General features: G+C 62.9%; 16 protein-coding genes. 7 read left to right on the top strand and 9 right to left on the bottom strand.

The annotated features are described in order from the left end of the window. The first annotated feature begins 17 nt into the window (after positions 1-17). The 4 genes from EGJ22_RS08940 (at position 18) to pdxH (ending at position 5262) form a co-directional block, all read left to right on the top strand. On the top strand, positions 18-2255 hold the full coding sequence (locus tag EGJ22_RS08940; RefSeq protein WP_029887505.1) for a beta-galactosidase: 2238 nt from the start codon (positions 18-20) through the stop codon (positions 2253-2255). A gap of 118 nt (positions 2256-2373) precedes the next feature. After that, positions 2374-3519 carry an EstA family serine hydrolase gene (locus EGJ22_RS08935; RefSeq protein WP_029887506.1) on the top strand — a complete coding sequence of 382 codons (1146 nt, stop codon included), beginning with the start codon at positions 2374-2376 and terminating at the stop codon, positions 3517-3519. A 99-nt stretch (positions 3520-3618) separates the two neighbouring features. After that, positions 3619-4596, top strand: coding sequence for an OmpA family protein (locus EGJ22_RS08930; RefSeq protein ID WP_029887507.1), 978 nt, complete (start codon positions 3619-3621; stop codon positions 4594-4596). Positions 4597-4614: 18 nt separating this feature from the next. Then, positions 4615-5262 carry a pyridoxamine 5'-phosphate oxidase gene (pdxH, locus tag EGJ22_RS08925; protein WP_029887508.1) on the top strand — a complete coding sequence of 216 codons (648 nt, stop codon included), beginning with the start codon at positions 4615-4617 and terminating at the stop codon, positions 5260-5262. A 112-nt stretch (positions 5263-5374) separates the two neighbouring features. On the opposite strand, the gene EGJ22_RS08920 is transcribed toward pdxH, so the two are convergent. Further along, positions 5375-5614, bottom strand: coding sequence for a hypothetical protein (locus EGJ22_RS08920; protein ID WP_029887509.1), 240 nt, complete (start codon positions 5612-5614; stop codon positions 5375-5377). Between the two features lie 146 nt (positions 5615-5760). Between EGJ22_RS08920 and EGJ22_RS08915 the strand changes: the two genes are divergently transcribed. Beyond that, positions 5761-6225, top strand: a complete 465-nt coding sequence (locus EGJ22_RS08915; protein ID WP_009684613.1) for a glycine zipper 2TM domain-containing protein — start codon at positions 5761-5763, stop codon at positions 6223-6225. Positions 6226-6336: 111 nt separating this feature from the next. On the opposite strand, the gene EGJ22_RS08910 is transcribed toward EGJ22_RS08915, so the two are convergent. The 7 genes from EGJ22_RS08910 to EGJ22_RS08880 form a co-directional block, all read right to left on the bottom strand. Further along, a complete protein-coding gene (locus EGJ22_RS08910) occupies positions 6337-7944 on the bottom strand; it encodes an NAD(P)/FAD-dependent oxidoreductase (protein ID WP_009684614.1) in 1608 nt (535 codons plus the stop codon). 103 nt (positions 7945-8047) lie between these two features. Beyond that, complete coding sequence (locus EGJ22_RS08905) at positions 8048-8722, bottom strand: COG3650 family protein (RefSeq protein WP_029887510.1); 675 nt, start codon at positions 8720-8722, stop codon at positions 8048-8050. Between the two features lie 208 nt (positions 8723-8930). After that, the gene (locus EGJ22_RS08900) at positions 8931-9632 is read right to left on the bottom strand and encodes an ABC transporter ATP-binding protein (RefSeq protein ID WP_029887511.1); all 702 of its coding nucleotides are present in this window, start codon (positions 9630-9632) and stop codon (positions 8931-8933) included. Further along, the gene (gene livG / locus EGJ22_RS08895) at positions 9633-10400 is read right to left on the bottom strand and encodes a high-affinity branched-chain amino acid ABC transporter ATP-binding protein LivG (RefSeq protein WP_009684617.1); all 768 of its coding nucleotides are present in this window, start codon (positions 10398-10400) and stop codon (positions 9633-9635) included. Then, on the bottom strand, positions 10397-11653 hold the full coding sequence (locus EGJ22_RS08890; RefSeq protein WP_009684618.1) for a high-affinity branched-chain amino acid ABC transporter permease LivM: 1257 nt from the start codon (positions 11651-11653) through the stop codon (positions 10397-10399). Before EGJ22_RS08890 ends, livG begins: the two co-directional genes overlap by 4 nt. Beyond that, entirely contained in the window at positions 11650-12573 is a 924-nt protein-coding gene (gene livH, locus EGJ22_RS08885; RefSeq protein ID WP_008097482.1) for a high-affinity branched-chain amino acid ABC transporter permease LivH, read from the bottom strand. Before livH ends, EGJ22_RS08890 begins: the two co-directional genes overlap by 4 nt. A 185-nt stretch (positions 12574-12758) precedes the next feature. Further along, on the bottom strand, positions 12759-13874 hold the full coding sequence (locus EGJ22_RS08880) for a branched-chain amino acid ABC transporter substrate-binding protein (protein ID WP_029887512.1): 1116 nt from the start codon (positions 13872-13874) through the stop codon (positions 12759-12761). A 359-nt stretch (positions 13875-14233) separates the two neighbouring features. Between EGJ22_RS08880 and EGJ22_RS08870 the strand changes: the two genes are divergently transcribed. Beyond that, the gene (locus tag EGJ22_RS08870) at positions 14234-14545 is read left to right on the top strand and encodes a DUF2288 domain-containing protein (RefSeq protein WP_009684620.1); all 312 of its coding nucleotides are present in this window, start codon (positions 14234-14236) and stop codon (positions 14543-14545) included. A gap of 165 nt (positions 14546-14710) precedes the next feature. Continuing rightward, complete coding sequence (locus tag EGJ22_RS08865; RefSeq protein WP_064314257.1) at positions 14711-15598, top strand: NAD(P)-dependent oxidoreductase; 888 nt, start codon at positions 14711-14713, stop codon at positions 15596-15598. Here the strand turns inward: EGJ22_RS08865 and EGJ22_RS08860 are convergent. Next, positions 15498-17762 (bottom strand): bifunctional diguanylate cyclase/phosphodiesterase, encoded by a 2265-nt coding sequence (locus EGJ22_RS08860; RefSeq protein ID WP_029885157.1) that lies wholly within the window; start codon positions 17760-17762, stop codon positions 15498-15500. The genes EGJ22_RS08865 and EGJ22_RS08860 overlap by 101 nt on opposite strands. Between the last annotated feature and the right edge of the window lie 212 nt (positions 17763-17974).

Below are 17974 nucleotides of genomic sequence, written 5' to 3'. Positions count from 1 at the left end.
AGGAGAGCCCCAGCCTTATGGTCCGCCGTACCCTGCCCGCTGTTTTCGCCCTGTTGTTCAGCTCGTCCGTATGGGCCGGGCAGCAGACGCTGTTCAGCTTCGTGCGCCCGGCCTCGGTGGTCAACGTGGCGACCGAGGATGCCGGTATGCCGCAGTACAACGCAGAGCAGACGGCCGAAGGCGAGGTGCTGCGGCGTGTGGTGTTCAACCCGGCGCAGCGGCCGACCTTGCGCCTGAGCCCGCAAGGTGGTGTGTGGGACTGGTCCAGCGGCAAGTTCCTTACCTTGCGCCTGCAAAGTGCCATGGACTGGGCGCTGACCGTGGATGTCACGGTGCAAGGCAGCGATGGGCGCACCCTGACCAGCCGTATCGATTTGCCGGCCGGCCCGGCGCAAACCGTGATGGTGCCGTTGACCGCCAGTTCGCCGTTGAGCCAGGGCATGCGCGCAGGCCCCCCCATGCCCTGGCTGCACGGCGGCCAGCGGCTGCTGCTGACCAACAGCGCCGGCGCTGTAGACCTCAAGCAGGTGGCTTCGGTCAGCTTGAGCATTCCCGGCCCCAAGGTCGCCCAGAACCTGCTGATCGAACGGGTGAGCATTCAGGATGACGACCAGGCCTACCAGGCGGCGTACCGTGAACTGATCGATGCCTATGGGCAGTCCACGCGTGGCAGTTGGCCGGAAAAGGTGGCCAACGACGAACAGCTCAAGGCAGCCGCCAACCGTGAACAGCAGCAACTCAAGGCTTGGCTGGCCGAGCGCGGCAAGCAGCAGTTGGATGCCTATGGCGGCCTGCTGGCGGGGCCGGCCTTTGCTGCCGAGGGTTTTTTCCGTACCGAAAAGCGTGATGGCCGCTGGTACCTGATTACCCCTGATGGCCACCCCTTCTATTCGCTGGGTGTCAATGCCGTGGCAGCCGACGGCGGGCGTACCTACACCGCCGGGCGTGAGGCCATGTTCAAGGCACTGCCGGGAGAGGGCGACGCCCTGTCAGCGTTCTACGGTGAAGGCAACAACGACGACGGCAATGCGTCCTCGCAGGGGCGCAATTTCAAAAAAGGGCGCTGGTTCGACTTCTATGCAGCCAACCTGCAGCGGGCCTATGGCAAGCCCTGCCCGCCGGCGGCAACAGGGCAGCCGACCGCTTGCCCACCGCTGGTAGTGGACACTGGCCGTTGGCAGGCGCATGCGCTCGACCGTTTGCAGGCCTGGGGTTTCAACACGCTGGGCAACTGGAGCGAGCCTGCCCTCGGCCAAGCCAGGCGCATGCCCTATACCCTGCCGCTGTCGATCGTTGGCGATTACGCCAGCATCAGCACCGGCATGGACTGGTGGGGGCGCATGCCCGACCCGTTCGACCCGCGCTTTGCCATGGCCACCGAACGCGCCGTGGCCATTGCTGCCCGTGATCACCGTGACGATCCCTGGCTGATCGGCTACTTTGCCGATAACGAGCTGGCCTGGGCCGCACCGGGTAGCGAGCCCAAGGCCCGTTATGGCCTGGCCTACGGCACATTGCGCCTGACCACCGACGTGCCTGCCAAGCGCGCCTTCCTCAAGCAGTTGCGTGACAAGTACCGCAACCAGGAGGGGTTGTCCAAGGCCTGGGGCATTGAGCTGAACGCCTGGGAACTGATGGAGGATCCAGGCTTCGAGGCACCGTTGCCCAGCCCGGAGCACCCGGAAATCGAGCGGGACTACCAGCACTTCCAGCAGGTGTTCGCCGAAACCTACTTCAAGACCATTTCCGATGCCTTGAAATGGCATGCACCCAACCACCTGTTGCTGGGGGGCCGTTATGCCGTGAGTACGCCAGAGGCGGTCAACGCCTGCGCCGAGTTCTGCGATGTACTCAGTTTCAACTTTTATACGCTCAAGCCGCAGGACGGCTACGATTTCGCCCGCCTGGCCGAGCTGGACAAGCCGGTGCTGGTGTCTGAATTCCAGTTCGGTTCGCGTGATCGCGGCCCGTTCTGGCCGGGGCCACTGGAGCTGGCGCGAGAAGAAAACCGCGGCCCGGCCTATGCCAATTTCCTCACTGCCGCCTTGCAACAACCCATGATCGTGGGCGCGCACTGGTTCCAGTACCTCGACCAGCCGGCCAGCGGTCGCCTGCTCGATGGCGAGAACGGCCACTTGGGGCTGGTGGCGATCACCGATGTACCGTACCCCGGTTTTATCGATGCCGTGCGCAAGGCCAACGCCCAGGCCATGGCGCAACTGCGCACCGGCCTGGAGAAGAAACCGGCGCCATGATTACAGGTGAGTGCGGTGCGCTGGGCATCGCGACCGCCGGGCTCAAGCCAGTTTGCAAAACGCCCAACTACTGAAACAATGCAGACCTTTTTGACTATCGTCACACGGAGAGCAGCGGGTGCAGATCCAGGGTCACTATGAGCTGAAGTTCGAAGCCGTGCGCGAGGCTTTTGCCGCGCTGTTCGATGATCCCCAGGAGCGTGGCGCCGCGCTGTGCATCCAGGTGGGGGGCGAAACCGTGGTCGACCTGTGGGCCGGCAGTGCAGACAAGGACGGCCAGCAGGCGTGGCACAGCGACACCATCGCCAACCTGTTTTCCTGTACCAAGACCTTCACCGCGGTGACCGCACTGCAGCTGGTCGGCGAGGGTAAGCTGGCACTCGATGCACCGGTGGCCAACTACTGGCCCGAGTTTGCCCAGGCCGGTAAGCAAGCGATCACCCTGCGCCAACTGCTCAGCCACCGTGCGGGTTTGCCCGCCCTACGCGCACTGCTGCCGGCCGAAGCCTTGTATGACTGGCAGGTCATGGTCGATGCCCTGGCGGCCGAAACGCCGTGGTGGGCGCCTGGCACGGAACACGGGTATGCCGCCATCACCTACGGCTGGCTGATCGGCGAACTGATTCGCCGGGCCGACGGCCGGGCCCCGGGTGACTCGATCGTGGCGCGTACCGCTCGCCCGCTAGGGCTGGATTTTCATGTTGGCCTGGCCGACGAAGCGTTTCACCGCGTGGCGCATATTGCCCGCGGCAAAGGCAACCCCGGCGACGCCGCGGCGCAGCGCTTGCTGCAGGTGACCCTGCGCGAGCCCGAGGCCTTGTCCACCCGTGCCTTTACCAACCCCCCGGCGATCCTGACCAGCACCAACAAGCCGGAATGGCGGCGCATGCAGCAGCCGGCGGCCAACGGCCACGGCAACGCACGCAGCCTGGCGGGGTTTTATGCCGGGTTGCTGGACGGCAGCCTGCTCGAGTCCGAATTGCTCGACGAACTGACCCGAGAACACAGCCTTGGCCAGGACCGCACCTTGCTCACCCAGACCCGCTTCGGTCTGGGCTGCATGCTCGATCAGCCGGAGGTGGCCAACGCCACCTTCGGCCTGGGGCCCCGCGCCTTTGGCCACCCTGGGGCCGGTGGTTCTGTGGGGTTCGCCGACCCGGAGCATGATGTGGCGTTCGGCTTCGTGGTCAATACCCTCGGGCCTTATGTGCTCATGGACCCGCGGGCGCAAAAACTGGTCCGTGTGCTTGCCGGTTGCCTTTGATCGGGTAATGCGGGTATTGCTTCAGCCCTTTGACTATCCTCAATGCCAACGCCTGAAGTGCCTAGGCAAAATATCTTTCTATTTCATGGTGTATCGCTGATGTCTTCACATAAAACCTTAGCACTCGCCCTGTGTCTGACCGCCGTTACCGGTTGCGCCAGCCACGCCCCGGAGGGCTCCAAGGAAGGTGGTTCCAGCTGGTGGCCTTTCGGTTCGGACAAGGTCGCCGAGCAGGAAGTGAAGGCAGCCGTCACAGACAATGTGGCCAAGGCCGATGCCAAGTCGGAAAGCACCAGCCGCTGGTGGTGGCCGTTCGGCGGTGACGACCAGCAAGCCAAGGGCCCTGTGGTGCCTAAAATCGACCAGCAGGCGACCCAGGCCTGGCTGGACGAGTACGAGCCGAAGCTGCGCGAAGCCATCAAGGACAGCAAGCTGGAACTGGAGCGCCGCGACAACGTGTTGGCCGTGACCCTGCCGGTGGACAGCTCGTACAACCCAGACCGCCCGAACATGCTGCTGCCCATGTCGCTTGGCCCGATCACCCGGGTTGCCAAAACGGTTGAAGGCGACCCCAAGACTGCCGTACTGGTACTGGGCCATGCCGACACCAGCGGTGCCGCTGCTGCCAACCAGAAGCTCAGCCTGGAACGCGCCGCGTCGGTTTCGGCCATTTTCCGCCTCAGCGGCCTGCAGCGTGACCGCCTGACCCTCAAGGGTATGGGTTCGGTAATGCCGCGTGCTGCCAATGACAGCCCCGAGGGCCGTGCCCTCAACCGCCGCGTGGAAATGCTGCTGACCCCGCAAAACACCATGGTCGCGCTGCTGGCCAAGTACCAACAGGCTGCTCCGGCACCGGCGCCGGCTGCAATGGTGGCCGTGCAGGATGCCAAGGCGCCTGCCGCCAAGCCGGCCACCAGCAAGCCGGCTGCCAAGCCCGCAGCGAAAAAGCCCGTGGCCAAGGCCAAGGCGCCTGCCAAAACCACGGCCAAGAAAAAAGCCGCGCCAGCCAAGCCTGTCGCCAAGAAAGCTACCACCGACAAGAAAGTAGCTGCCAATAGCCCTGCGAAGACCAACTGATCGTCAAGGAACGCAGCAATGACCCAATCCCTGGCCGATATGCGCCGCGACTACACCCGTGATGGCCTGGCAGAAGCCCAGGCGCCGGGCGAGCCGTTCGCCCTGTTTCACCAGTGGTTCGCCGACGCGGTCAACACCGAGCAGGCGCCGGTGGAAGCCAACGCCATGACCTTGGCCACGGTGGACGGCGAGGGCCGTCCGCATTGCCGGGTATTGTTGCTCAAAGGGCTCGATGAGCAGGGTTTCACCTTTTTCACCAATTACGACAGCGCTAAAGGCCAGCACCTGCAAGCCAACCCGTTTGCAGCCATGACCTTTTTCTGGCCGGCGCTGGAGCGCCAGGTGCGTATCGAGGGGCGGGTGGTGAAGGTGTCGGCCAAGGAGTCGGACGACTATTACCAGGTGCGCCCACTGGGCAGCCGCCTAGGGGCCTGGGCCTCACCGCAGAGCCGGGTGATTGCCGGGCGTGAAGAGCTGGAGGGGCTGGTGAAGGCCACCGAAGCGCGGTTTTCCGATACGCAGCCACATTGCCCGGAACATTGGGGTGGCTATCGCTTGCTGCCTGAGCGGGTCGAGTTCTGGCAGGGGCGGGCGAGCCGTTTGCATGACCGCCTCAACTACCGGCGGGTCGATGGGCAGTGGCTACGGGAGCGGTTGGCGCCCTGAGATTTTCCGGGGCTTGCCATGCCCTGTCGCGACACCGCGACAGGGCATGGCCTTGTGGCCCATCGCCGGCAAGCCGGGCTCCCACAGGTGGGGTCAGGGCATGGTCGGTCTTTCAACGTGACCTTGAATACTCCACCGCCTCCCGTTGCAGCCAGCCTGCCAGTTCCCTGCGCTTCACCTTCGCCAGCCGTGCCTGCTCCAGCCTCTGCAGCATGAACGCGCGTTTGTGCGGATCAGCCCCTGCCAGCGACAACGCCAGGTCGCGGTCCATCCAGCGGCGCATGCGCACGTACAGCCACCCGTGGAAATAAAGCCCCGCAACGGTGGCCACCACGACGATGAAGTAATCCATGGCTATCCTTGGTCTCAATTGAAGCGCCATGGCACAGCCGCGCTGGCTGTACCCCGGCTGAATGAAAACAACTTTATTGCGTTTGTACCGTGACAGCCGTCAATGTGCAGCGTCTAATAAGCACCTGACTTATGGAGATTTTACCCATGCGTAAATCCGCTTTGCTGGTGGCAACCTTTACCACCATGTCGCTGCTGCTAGGGGGTTGTGCCTCGAGCCTGACCGGCGATAGCTACTCCCGTGATGAGGCCCGCCGCGTGCAAACCGTACGGATGGGCACTATCGAATCCCTGCGCCCGGTCAAGATCGAGGGTACCAAGACCCCGATCGGTGGTGGTGCGGGCGCCATTGTCGGTGGTGTGGCGGGCAGCGCCGTCGGCGGTGGCCGTGGCAGCATCGTTGCCGCAGTCATCGGTGCCGTTGCCGGTGGCCTGGCGGGTTCCGCTGCCGAAGAAGGCCTGACCCGTACCCAGGGTGTCGAGATCACTGTGCGTGAAGACGACGGCAGCATGCGTGCCTATGTCCAGGCCGTGCAGGAAAACGAAATCTTCCGTGTGGGCGACCGTGTGCGCATCATGACTGTTGACGGCACCAGCCGCGTTTCGCACTGAGCGTAGCGCAGCCAAACAAAACCCCGACTGGCGACTGCCAGCCGGGGTTTTTTTATGCTTCAGGCTGATGGCAGAGCCGGGGTACGCGAACCACGGCTCGGCTGATCCCCGTCAAAGGCCCAGCATGTCCCGCGCTACCGCTTCGGCAATGCGAATGCCGTCGACCCCTGCCGACAGGATGCCACCGGCATAACCTGCGCCTTCGCCGGCCGGGAACAGCCCCTTGAGGTTCAGGCTCTGATAGTCCTCGCCGCGGGTGATGCGCAGCGGCGACGAGGTCCGTGTTTCGATCCCGGTCAACACCGCATCAGGCAGGTTGTAGCCCTTGATCTGCCGGTCGAATGCCGGCAGTGCCTCGCGGATCGCCTCGATGGCGAACGCCGGTAGGCTTGGTGCCAGATCGCCCAGGGTCACGCCCGGCTTGTAGGATGGCTCGACACTGCCCAGCGCGGTCGACGGCCGCCCCGCAACGAAGTCACCCACCAGTTGTGCCGGCGCCTGGTAATTGCTGCCCCCCATCACGTAGGCATGGGCCTCCAGGCGTTCCTGCAGTTCGATACCGGCCAGCGGGCTGCCTGGGTAGTCGCGTTCGGGGTCGATGCCGACGACGATGCCGGAGTTGGCGTTGCGCTCGTTACGCGAGTACTGGCTCATGCCGTTGGTGACTACCCGCCCCGGTTCGCTGGTTGCGGCGACCACGGTGCCGCCCGGGCACATGCAGAAGCTGTACACCGAACGGCCGTTACTGGCGTGGTACACCAGTTTGTAGTCGGCAGCCCCCAGTTTCGGGTGACCGGCGTATTTGCCCAGGCGCGCCTTGTCGATGAGCGTTTGCGGGTGCTCGATGCGAAAGCCCACCGAGAATGGCTTGGCTTCCATGTACACGCCTTTGGCATGCAGCATGCGGAAGGTGTCGCGGGCACTGTGGCCCAGGGCCAGAACCACATGGCGCGAGTGCAGTTGCTCGCCGCTTTCCAGCACCACGCCGGTCAACTGGCCATCTTCGATCAGCAGGTCTGTGACCTTTTCCTGGAAGCGCACTTCGGCCCCGAGGGCGATCATGTCCTGACGCATCTGCTCGACCATGCCGGTCAGGCGGAAGGTGCCGATGTGCGGCTTGTTGATATACAGGATCTCGTCGGGCGCACCGGCCTTGACGAACTCTTCCAGCACTTTGCGGCCGTGGTGCTGCGGGTCCTTGATCTGGCTGTACAGCTTGCCGTCCGAGAAGGTGCCGGCGCCGCCTTCGCCGAACTGCACATTGGACTCGGGGTTGAGCACGCTCTTGCGCCACAGGCCCCAAGTGTCCTTGGTGCGCTGGCGCACTTCCTTGCCGCGTTCGAGGATGATCGGCTTGAAGCCCATCTGCGCCAGCAGCAGGCCGGCAAAAATGCCGCACGGGCCAAAGCCGACCACGATCGGGCGTTCCTGCAGGCCGGCCGGGGCCTGGCCAACGAACTTGTAGGTCACGTCAGGGGCAGGGCCGATGTTGCGATCATCGGCGAACTTGGCAAGCAGCTCGGCTTCGTTGCTGGCTTGCAGGTCGATGGTGTAGATGAACAGCAGCTCGCTGTTCTTCTTGCGCGCATCGTAGCTGCGCTTGAACAGGTTGAAGCTGAGCAGTTGCTCGTCGCGGATGCCCAGGCGCTGGACGATGGCGTCACGCAGCGCTTCGTCGGGGTGGTCCAAGGGCAGCTTCAGTTCGGTGATTCGTAGCATGGCAGGGTCCAGTATCCCGGCCATGGGCGGCCGGCGGCTTTACACAAACCGCCAAGTATAAGCTGTTAGCCGCCTTGACTGGCAGGATAAAAGCGCCCGGTGATCAGTTGTCGCGTGCGCCGCCGAAGTAGCCGCAGCCTTGCAAGGTCTTGCCGTCGATGCGCAATTCGGCACGCAGGTGGTCAACGGCCCCAGTGGCGCTGTCTACGCAGCGTTGTGGTGCGACCCACAGTTCCACATGCTGACCGTTGGCTTCGCTGGTCAGGGTCAGGCCGCCACCGGGGACTTCTTCTTCAAGGAATGGCAGGGGCAGGGGCGCTTGACCCACGCGGTTGAGCACCATGCCCTTGCCACTGGCCTTGACGTCCCAGCCCGGCTCGTGGCCGCTGGCGCGCAGGGTCAGTTGCCTGAAATTGGGGTCTTCGCAGGCGCGGGTGGACGGTTCCAGGCGGTACAGGCGACGCACTTCCAGCTGGCCGTCGCTGTTGGCCTGCTTGCTGCCGGTGAGGCGGCCGCGCACATCGGCGAACAGCTTGTCATTGGCACCCTTGGCCAGGTTGGCGGCTTCTTGCAGGATGCCGGTGGCGCCAACGTCATTGATCACGAAGGTACGGTTTTCGCTGCAAGGCTTGAACAGCAGCTGGCCACCGGCAGCGCGCAGTTCGCCCTGCATGCGCGTGGTGCCGATGTTCGGGTCGCTGGGGGCGTCAGCCATCAGTTGGCAGCCGGCGAACAGGGGCAGCAGGGCGGTGAGCAGCAGGGTGGGGGTCAGGCGCATGGGGCGGGCTCCGGGATCTTTGCCGTGAAAGCTGGCCACGTTACGCAGGCTGGCGGTGGATCTCAAGTCAAGGGTTGCTCGCACAGGCGCCCACTGCCCTGAGGATTGCGGGGGACTTGCAGGCGCTGGCTTGCCGGCGACGGGGGGCGATGCAGACAACACGTTCCTTGCAGGCAGAAAAAAGGGCCTGTGAAGGCCCTTTCCCCAATCAACCACCCAGATATGCGTCGCGCACCTTCGGGTCGGTCAACAAGGCTTCCCCGGTACCTTGCATCACCACCCGGCCGTTTTCCAGCACGTATGCCCGGTCGGCAATCTTCAGCGCCTGGTTGGCGTTCTGTTCCACCAGGAACACCGTTACGCCGTCACGGCGCAACTGTTCGATGATGTCGAAGATCTGCTGGATGATGATTGGCGCCAGGCCCAGCGAGGGTTCGTCGAGCAGCAGGAGCTTGGGCTTGCTCATCAGCGCACGGCCAATGGCGAGCATCTGCTGCTCGCCACCCGACATGGTGCCGCCACGCTGGGCGTAGCGCTCCTTCAGGCGCGGGAACAACTGCAGGACTTTGTCCAGTTGCGCCTGGTAGTCGCCTTTGTCGGTGAAGAAACCACCCATCGCCAGGTTCTCCTCGACGGTCAGGCGGGCGAACACGCGGCGGCCTTCCGGTACCACCGCAATGCTCTTGCGCATGATGTGCGAGGACGGCTGGCCGACCAGTTCTTCACCCAGGTACTTGATGCTGCCGCTGTGCGCCTGGGGTGAGCCGCACAGGGTCATCAGCAGGGTCGACTTGCCGGCCCCGTTGGCACCGATCAGGGTGACGATCTCGCCTTGGTTGATCTCCACGTTGACGCTGTGCAGTGCCTGGATCTTGCCGTAGAAGGTGGAAACGTTCTCGAACTTCAGCATTTACGCTTCCCCCAGGTAGGCTTTGATCACATCAGGGTTGTCGCGGATCTCCTCGGGCGTGCCGTGGGCCAAGGGGGTGCCCTGGTTGATCACCACGATATGGTCGGAAATGCTCATCACCAGCTTCATGTCGTGCTCGATCAGCAGCACGGTGACGTTGTGCGACTCACGCAGGTAGCCGATCAGGGCCTTGAGGTCTTCGGTTTCCTTGGGGTTCAGGCCAGCTGCCGGCTCGTCGAGCATGATGATGCGCGGCTGGGTCATCATGCAGCGGGCGATTTCCAGGCGGCGCTGCTGGCCGTAGGCGAGGGTGCCGGCGGTACGGTTGGCGAACTCGGTCAGGTTGACCTTTTCCAGCCAGTACTGCGCGCGCTCCATGGCCTCCTTTTCGCTGCGGCGGAAGCCCGGGGTCTTGAACAGGCCGGCGAAGAAGTTGGTGTTGAGGTGACGGTGCTGGGCGATCAGCAGGTTTTCCAGCGCGGTCATTTCCTTGAACAAGCGCACGTTCTGGAAGGTGCGCACCACGCCTTTGCGGGCGATCTGGTGCCCGGCCAGGCCCTGGATGGGCTGGCCATCGAGCAGGATGGTGCCGCCGCTGGGCTTGTAGAAGCCGGTCAGGCAGTTGAACACCGTGGTCTTGCCGGCGCCGTTCGGCCCGATCAGTGCCACCACCTGTTTTTCCTTGACGGTCAGGCCCACGCCGTTGACCGCCAACAAGCCGCCGAAGCGCATGCTCAGGCCGCTGACTTGCAGAATTTCGCGGCTCATCGACGCAGCTCCATGTGTGGACGTTGCATAGGCAGCAGGCCTTGCGGACGCCAGATCATCATCAACACCATCAGCGCACCGAACATCAGCATCCGGTATTCGCTGAACTCTCGCATCAGCTCTGGCAGCAGGATCATCACGATGGCCGCGAGGATCACGCCCAGTTGTGAGCCCATGCCGCCGAGCACGACGATGGCGAGGATGATCGCCGACTCGATGAAGGTGAACGACTCGGGCGTCACCAGGCCTTGGCGTGCAGCGAAGAAGCTGCCGGCGAAACCGGCGAAGCAGGCACCCAGGGTGAACGCCGACAGCTTGATCACCGTCGGGTTGAGGCCCAGTGCACGGCAGGCGATCTCGTCTTCGCGCAGGGCTTCCCAGGCGCGGCCGATCGGCATGCGCAGCAGGCGGTTGATGACGAACAGTGCCAGCAGGGCCAGCAGCAGGGCCACCAGGTAGAGGAAGATGACCTTGTTGATCGAGTTGTACGGCAAGCCGAAGAACTCATGGAAGGTCTGCATGCCCTCGGCGGCACGGCGTTCGAAGGTCAGGCCGAAGAACTCCGGCTTGGGGATGTTGCTGATGCCGTTGGGGCCGCCGGTCCAGTCGGTGAGGTTACGCAGGAACAGGCGGATGATTTCGCCGAAGCCGAGCGTCACGATCGCCAGGTAGTCGCCGCGCAGGCGCAGCACCGGGAAGCCGAGCAGGAAGCCGAAGGTGGCAGCCATCAGGCCGGCGATCGGCAGGCATACCCAGAAGCTCCACCCCAGGTAATGCGACAGCATGGCGTAGCTGTAGGCGCCGACGGCGTAGAAACCCACGTAACCCAGGTCGAGCAGGCCCGCCAGGCCAACCACGATGTTCAGGCCCAGGCCCAGCAACACGTAGATCAGGATCAGCGTGGCAATGTCGACCGCGCCGCGTGAACCGAAGAACGGCCACACCAATGCGGCGACGATCAGGCCCATGATCACGTAGCGCTGGGTTTTCGGCAGGGTCAGGTAGTTGCTGACTGCCGGTGGGATCAGTTTGCGGTCCGAGCGGCGGCCCATCACCGCACTCCACTGCCGGTCGAACAGTACCCGCAGGAACATCAGTAGCGAACACACGGCAATGATGCTGATGGTGAACGTGCCTTGGCTGTGCACCACCAGGCTGATGCCGTCGATGCTCAGTTTCAGGCCCAGCACCGGGAAGGCCACGGCCCAGACCAGCAAGGCGCTGAAGAACGCCTGTTTGAGATTTCTGTTCATACTTTTTCAACCTCCGGGCGGCCCAGGATGCCGGTCGGCCGGAATAGCAGGACAAGAACCAACAAGCCGAATGCCACGACGTCCTTGTACTGGTCACCGAAGATATCGGCGCCGAACGCTTCGGCCACGCCCAGCACCAGCCCGCCGAGCATGGCGCCCGGGATGCTGCCGATGCCACCCAGTACCGCCGCCGTGAAGGCCTTCAGGCCCACCAGGAAACCGGCGTTGGGGTTGATCACCCCGTACTGCATGCTGAGCAGCACGGCCGCCACGGCTGCCAGTGCGGCACCGATGACGAAGGTGAGGGCGATGATGTTGTTGGTGTTGATGCCCAGCAGGTTGGCCATCTTGATGTCCTCGGCGCAGGCACGGCAGGCGCGACCCAGGCGGGAACGGGAGATGAACAGTGTGAGCAGGGTCATGGCGACCAGGGTGACCACGAACACCAAGATCTGCATGTAGCTGATCAGGACCTCCTCCGCGCCACCTGGCCCGAACGAGAAGCTGCCGGGGATCAGGTTGGGGATGGACTTGTCCTTGGAATCTTGCGACAGCAAGACCGTGTTCTGCAGGAAGATCGACATACCGATGGCGGAAATCAGCGGGATCAGGCGGTTGCTGTTGCGCAGGGGGCGGTAGGCAACCCGTTCGATACTGTAACCGTAGGCACTGGTGACGAAGATCGTCGCGACGAAGGCAACGGTCATCAGGATGGGCAGCGAGTGGATGCCCATCATGGCCAGGCCCGCCAGGGCGATGAAGGCCACATACGAACCGATCATGTACACCTCGCCGTGGGCGAAGTTGATCATGCCGATGATGCCGTACACCATCGTGTAACCGATGGCGATCAAGGCATAGGTGCTGCCGATGGTCAATCCATTAACCAGTTGTTGGAAGAAATGGTAGATCTCAGGCATTACAGCGCTCCTAAAAACCTGATTTGCATTTCGCTGGCGAGGGTAAGGCCAGGAAACCGCGGGTGACGGTTTTAAGATTTTCAGGTGAGCCCGCCCCCGGATCGCGGGGGCCAGGCCCATGAACCTCGTAAAACAAAGCCCACTGCTCGCACAGTGGGCTTCTAGGTCAGCTATTAGTCACGCAGTTACTGAGGGGAGACTTCGGTCTTCGGCTTGCCGAAGTGCCATTCGTAGACCACGAACTTGAAGTCTTTCAGGTCGCCTTTGGCGTCGTAGGACAGCTCGCCGGTCGGGGTTTTGAAGGTGCCGGCGTGGATGGCCTCGGCCACCTTGTCGGTGTCTTCGGACTTGGCGGCCTTGATGCCTTGGGCGATCAGTTCCACAGCCGAGTAGGCAGGGAATACGAACGGGCCGCTTGGGTCTTTGCCGTCAGCCTTGATGGCGTCGACGATCTTCTTGTTCGCAGGGTCGGCGTCGAACGACTTCGGCAGGGTGACCAGCAGGCCTTCGGAGGCGTTCTGGGCGATCTGCGAGATGGAGTCGTTGCCCACGCCTTCCGGGCCCATGAACTTGGCTTTCAGGCCTTTTTCCTGAGCCTGGCGCAGGATCAGGCCCAGCTCTGGGTGGTAGCCACCGTAGTAGACGAAGTCGACGTTGTTCTGCTTGAGCTTCTGGATGATCGAGGAGAAGTCCTTGTCACCGGCGTTCAGGCCCTCGAACACGGCGACCTTGGTGCCTTTTTTCTCCAGGGTCTGCTTGACCGCGGTGGCGATGCCTTCACCGTACTGCTGCTTGTCGTGCAGTACCGCCACCACTTGCGGTTTGACGAAGTCGGCGATGTAGTTGCCGGCCGCCGGGCCCTGAGCGCTGTCCAGGCCGATGGTGCGGAAGATCAGCTTGTAGCCACGGGCAGTGATTTCCGGCGAAGTGGCGGCCGGGGTGATCATGATCACGCCTTCGTCTTCGTAGATGTCCGATGCCGGCTGGGTGGAGCTGGAGCACAGGTGGCCGATGACGAACTTGACGCCGTCGTTGACCACCTTGTTGGCGACTGCCACGGCCTGTTTGGGGTCGCAAGCGTCGTCGTATTCCTTGGCTTCAAGCATTTTGCCATCGACGCCACCAGCGGCGTTGATATCCTTGATGGCTTGCTTGGCGCCGATGAACTGCATGTCGCCGTACTGGGTTACAGGGCCGGTCTTGGGGCCGGCGATGCCGATCTTGATGGTATCGGCGGCAAACGAATGGCTGGCTACCCCGGCCAGTACCATCGCGGCGAACAGCTTGGAAATCTTGATCATAGTGCTCCACTCATTCTGTTGTAATTCTTATAGTCCTGGCGGCCAGGGCTACAGACCGGGCGGGATTTGCGGCGTGGCCATGCCAACGCGCAAGCCCACCTTTCCCCCGGAACATGTCCCGGAACTGTACCGGTACAGTGTAGAGCGCTGTCGGATCGCTTGAAAAGCGGTCAAAAAGTGCCTGCTTCCTGGGTTGTCGCTTGATCGAAAGAAAGATACAGAAAGGCGCCATCAAACTGCCTGTACCTGCGCTTTCAGCCCACAAGTTCGGGGCTAATCGACCAAATTACATATTTGAAACCGGGTTTTTCTGCAAAAATGCCGACCTTTTTTATTGGCGATTTTTGCGGATACCACCCATGACCGATCAAACAAGCACCCTCTATGCCAAATTGCTTGGCGAGACTGCAATCATCGAGTGGAAAGCGCTGGAGCGTTTCTGGGCAAAGGGTGACCTGATTTGGGTCGACCCCAGCCTGGATCTGATCGCTGTGGCTGAGGCGATGGCCGAGAACCGCAGTGAAATCTTCGCCAAATGGCGTAGTGATGGCACTGTGGGGCCTGTCTCGGCAGAGCAGGCCCTGGACCTGCAAACCCGCGATCCAGAGATATGGGCGGTGGTGGTGTCACCGTTCATCGTGATCCAGGCGAAGCGTGCTGATCAGGCGTGATCTTTTTTGGTGCGTAAAAATGCGCACCGGCCTCGTTTTGGTGCTCGCTGCTGCTCAGGGCGGGTAGAGGTAAGTAACAATTCGGCGTGGCGGTAACAGTTTACGGGATGCGTAATGAGGTTGCCCCGCACACCAGCTCGATATCGAATCTGACGGGAGTCATTGATGAACACTGCACTACCTTCGCTTGGTTTTGCCGGCATTGGCCTGATGGGCTTGCCCATGTGCCGCCGGTTGCTGGCTGCGGGCTATCCGCTGACGGTCTGGAACCGTAGCCCGGACAAGTGCGCCGCGCTGGTCGCCGCCGGTGCCCGTCTGGCTGGCAGCCCGGCCGAACTGTGCCGCGACAGCGACATGGTGTTGTTGTGCCTGGCCGACACGGCGGTGGTGCGTGAGGTGGTGTTTGGCGAGCAAGGCGTTGCCGAGGGTGGCCGTGGTGGCCAGTTGCTGATCGACTTCTCGAGCCTGGAGCCTACTGCCACCCGAGAAATGGCGGCCGAGCTGGCAGCGCTGTGCGGCATGGCCTGGCTCGATGCGCCGGTGTCAGGCGGCACTGCCGGTGCCGAAACTGGCACGCTGGCGATCATGGTCGGTGGCGAAGCGGCGGACCTGCAGCGCGCTCAGCCGGTACTTGAGGTGCTGGGCCAGCGTGTCACGCACATGGGGGCGGTGGGCGCAGGCCAGGTGACCAAGGCGTGCAACCAGATGATCGTCGCCTGCAATGCGCTGGTGATTGCCGAAGTGGTGGCCCTGGCCGAGCAGGCCGGGGTGGACGCCACGCTGCTGGCCGAGGCGCTGGCCGGTGGTTTTGCCGATTCCAGGCCGTTGCAGATCCTGGCACCGCAAATGGCCGAGAGCCGCTTCGAGCCGGTCAAATGGCACGTGCGCACCTTGCTCAAGGACCTGGACGGCGCGGTCAAGTTCGCGCGCGAGCAAGGTTCGGCAACACCGCTCAGTGGCCTCGCCGCGCAACTGATGCGCCTGCACGGTAGCCAGGGGTACCTGCATAAAGATCCGGCGACCCTGGTAACGCTGTATCGCAGCAAGGGGTAAACACCACGAGGGTGCGCTGCAGCCGGTCCAGCATGGGTTGCAGCTCGGCCCAGGGCATTGGCCGCCCGAGCAGAAAGCCTTGCAGGTAGTCGCAGGCGTGGTCTGCGAGAAACGCCTGCTGTTCCTCGGTTTCCACGCCTTCGCTGACCACTTGCAAGTGCAGGGTATGCGCCATGACGATGATTGCCTGGACAATTTCACGGTCTTTCTGGCTGCCCGGCACGCCTTGCAGGAAGGTGCGGTCGATCTTCAGCACATCCAGGGGCAGGTGCTTGAGGTAGGCCAAGGACGAGTAGCCGGTGCCGAAGTCGTCGATCGACAGGGCGACGCCCAGGGCACGGACCCGTTTCAGCAGGTTGACCGTGCGCTGGATATCCCCCATCAAGGCGTTTTCGGTCACTTCCAGCTCCAGCTGGTGCGCTGAGACCCCGGCGTGGAACAAGGCCTTCTCCACCTCGTTTGGCAGTTCGTCATGGCTGAGGGTCACCGCCGAGCAGTTGACCGTTACCTTGAGGTCGCCGTGGCCGCCGCGCTGCAGCAGTGCCAGGTCGGCGCAGGCGTGCCGCAACACCCACAAGTCGAGGTCGACGATCAGGCCGTTGGTTTCGGCTATGCCGATGAACCGGTCGGGCCCAAGCAGCCCATGCTGGGGGTGCTGCCAGCGTACCAGGGCCTCCAGCTTGGCCACCCGCCCAGTGCGCTGGTCGAAGATCGGCTGGTAATGCACGCACAGGCCGCGCTCTTCCAGCAGCGCCAGTCGCAACTCTTCTTCCAGTTGCAGGGCAATCGAGGCGCGTGCCTTGAGACTGTCATTGAAAAAATTCAGGCTGTTGCGGCCGTTGTCCTTGGACTGGTAAAGGGCCAGGTCCGCATGCTTGAGCAGCTCTTCGGCGCTGCTGCCATCATCCGGAAAGATACTGACCCCGATACTGGTGGTCATCACCATGCGCCTGCCGCAAAGCTCGATGGGGTCTTTCATGCGTTGCATGATGCGCTGGGCCAGGTGGCGGGCTTCGTCGCGGCTGTTGAGGCTGGTGACCACGCAGAACTCATCGCCACCAAAGCGTGCCACCAGGTCCTGGCTGCGGGTCGCGGCCTTGATGTGGTTGGCAATGACCTTGAGCAATTCATCGCCAGCGTGGTGGCCAAGGCTGTCATTGATGCGTTTGAAATGGTCGACATCCAGGAACATCACCGCCAGGCGGCTTTCGCTGGCCAGGTGCTCGGCCAGGCGTTCGGCGAACAGTTGGTTGAAACCACGGCGGTTGACCAGGTTGGTCAGTGCATCGTAGTGCGCTGCCTGCTGCAGTGACGCGCGGGCCTGGTCCAGTTCGCTGAGCAGCACGCTGACCCGGCGCAGGTCATGCTCCTTGCTTTGCAGCTTCTTGTCGGCCAGGGCCGCACTGATGCTGGCACCACTGATCAGCAAGGTGATGAAACCGATGCCCAGCGCCAGTTGCAGGCTGTTATCCCCAGACGGCAAGCGCAGTGCGGTATCGCTGGGGATGACCAGGGTCATCGCCGACATCGCCGTGAAATGGGAAGCCACCATGCCCGCGGCGATCAGCAGGCTGGCGCCGTACTTCGCGGCCTGGTACAGGGTGCCGCTGCCATTGCGAAAGTTGCGCGCCAGGTACAATGCCAGCAGGCTGGTGAGCGGGGCGATGATGGCAGCACCCAGCAGCGGGCCGGTCTGGTAGTACTGCCGGGCGCCGGTTTGCATCGCGGCCATGCCGACAAAGTGCATGAGGACGATACCCATGCCGATCAGTACCGCGCTTTGGACGATGTGTGGCGTGCGCATGTCCTTGCGATCGAGGCTGCGCATGGCCAGCCAGGCAACCGCCAGGGCAATGAGCAGGGAAAGGATGGTCAGCGGCAGGTCGTAGTGCACTTCGACGGATGCCTGAAAGGCCAGCATGCTGATGAAATGCATGGCCCAGATGCCGCCGGCCAGGCAGCAGGCGCCAAGTACGTTCCATTGCCGGTGGGCGGTAGGGTCTTCGCTGTGGGACTGGCGCTCGGCCATGTCGAGGGTGGCGAAACAGGCTGCGCAGGCTACTACGTAGGCGAGTAGAACCAGCAGCGGCTCATGCCGACAATCGAGGAGGATACGTCCGGTTGCCGGCAAGTCGGCGAACAGTTGCAGGCCCAGCCACTCCATGGAATGCCTCTCGATCGAGTTTTCACTCGTCTGCGCTACAACCCTGTGCAGACTGCCCAGAGGCAGTATAGGAACAAGTGTTTAAGCCTTCCTGGATAATGGCACATTGATTTCTACGATTTGGTTATCAACCTAATCGCTGTCGGAAATATGGCACCCGCCCAAGGGCGGCGTGCCCGCGATGTGCCTGGCACGATGCCAGGCACCGGCTA

Origin of the sequence: Pseudomonas sp. p99-361, from assembly GCF_003935475.1 — a bacterium.
GTDB lineage: Bacteria > Pseudomonadota > Gammaproteobacteria > Pseudomonadales > Pseudomonadaceae > Aquipseudomonas > Aquipseudomonas juntendi.
The sequence above is the reverse complement of the archived record's forward strand: the minus strand, read 5'-3'. Positions and strand labels throughout refer to the sequence as shown.

Excerpts from the sequence above, each read along its gene's own strand:
- EGJ22_RS08940 (WP_029887505.1), top strand. The coding sequence starts at position 18 with ATGGTCCGCCGTACCCTGCCCGCTGTTTTCGCCCTGTTGTTCAGCTCG.
- EGJ22_RS08930 (WP_029887507.1), top strand. The coding sequence starts at position 3,619 with ATGTCTTCACATAAAACCTTAGCACTCGCCCTGTGTCTGACCGCCGTT.
- pdxH (WP_029887508.1), top strand. The coding sequence starts at position 4,615 with ATGACCCAATCCCTGGCCGATATGCGCCGCGACTACACCCGTGATGGC.
- EGJ22_RS08920 (WP_029887509.1), bottom strand. The coding sequence starts at position 5,614 with ATGGATTACTTCATCGTCGTGGTGGCCACCGTTGCGGGGCTTTATTTC.
- EGJ22_RS08915 (WP_009684613.1), top strand. The coding sequence starts at position 5,761 with ATGCGTAAATCCGCTTTGCTGGTGGCAACCTTTACCACCATGTCGCTG.
- EGJ22_RS08910 (WP_009684614.1), bottom strand. The coding sequence starts at position 7,944 with ATGCTACGAATCACCGAACTGAAGCTGCCCTTGGACCACCCCGACGAA.
- EGJ22_RS08905 (WP_029887510.1), bottom strand. The coding sequence starts at position 8,722 with ATGCGCCTGACCCCCACCCTGCTGCTCACCGCCCTGCTGCCCCTGTTC.
- EGJ22_RS08900 (WP_029887511.1), bottom strand. The coding sequence starts at position 9,632 with ATGCTGAAGTTCGAGAACGTTTCCACCTTCTACGGCAAGATCCAGGCA.
- livG (WP_009684617.1), bottom strand. The coding sequence starts at position 10,400 with ATGAGCCGCGAAATTCTGCAAGTCAGCGGCCTGAGCATGCGCTTCGGC.
- EGJ22_RS08890 (WP_009684618.1), bottom strand. The coding sequence starts at position 11,653 with ATGAACAGAAATCTCAAACAGGCGTTCTTCAGCGCCTTGCTGGTCTGG.
- livH (WP_008097482.1), bottom strand. The coding sequence starts at position 12,573 with ATGCCTGAGATCTACCATTTCTTCCAACAACTGGTTAATGGATTGACC.
- EGJ22_RS08880 (WP_029887512.1), bottom strand. The coding sequence starts at position 13,874 with ATGATCAAGATTTCCAAGCTGTTCGCCGCGATGGTACTGGCCGGGGTA.
- EGJ22_RS08870 (WP_009684620.1), top strand. The coding sequence starts at position 14,234 with ATGACCGATCAAACAAGCACCCTCTATGCCAAATTGCTTGGCGAGACT.
- EGJ22_RS08865 (WP_064314257.1), top strand. The coding sequence starts at position 14,711 with ATGAACACTGCACTACCTTCGCTTGGTTTTGCCGGCATTGGCCTGATG.
- EGJ22_RS08860 (WP_029885157.1), bottom strand. The coding sequence starts at position 17,762 with ATGGAGTGGCTGGGCCTGCAACTGTTCGCCGACTTGCCGGCAACCGGA.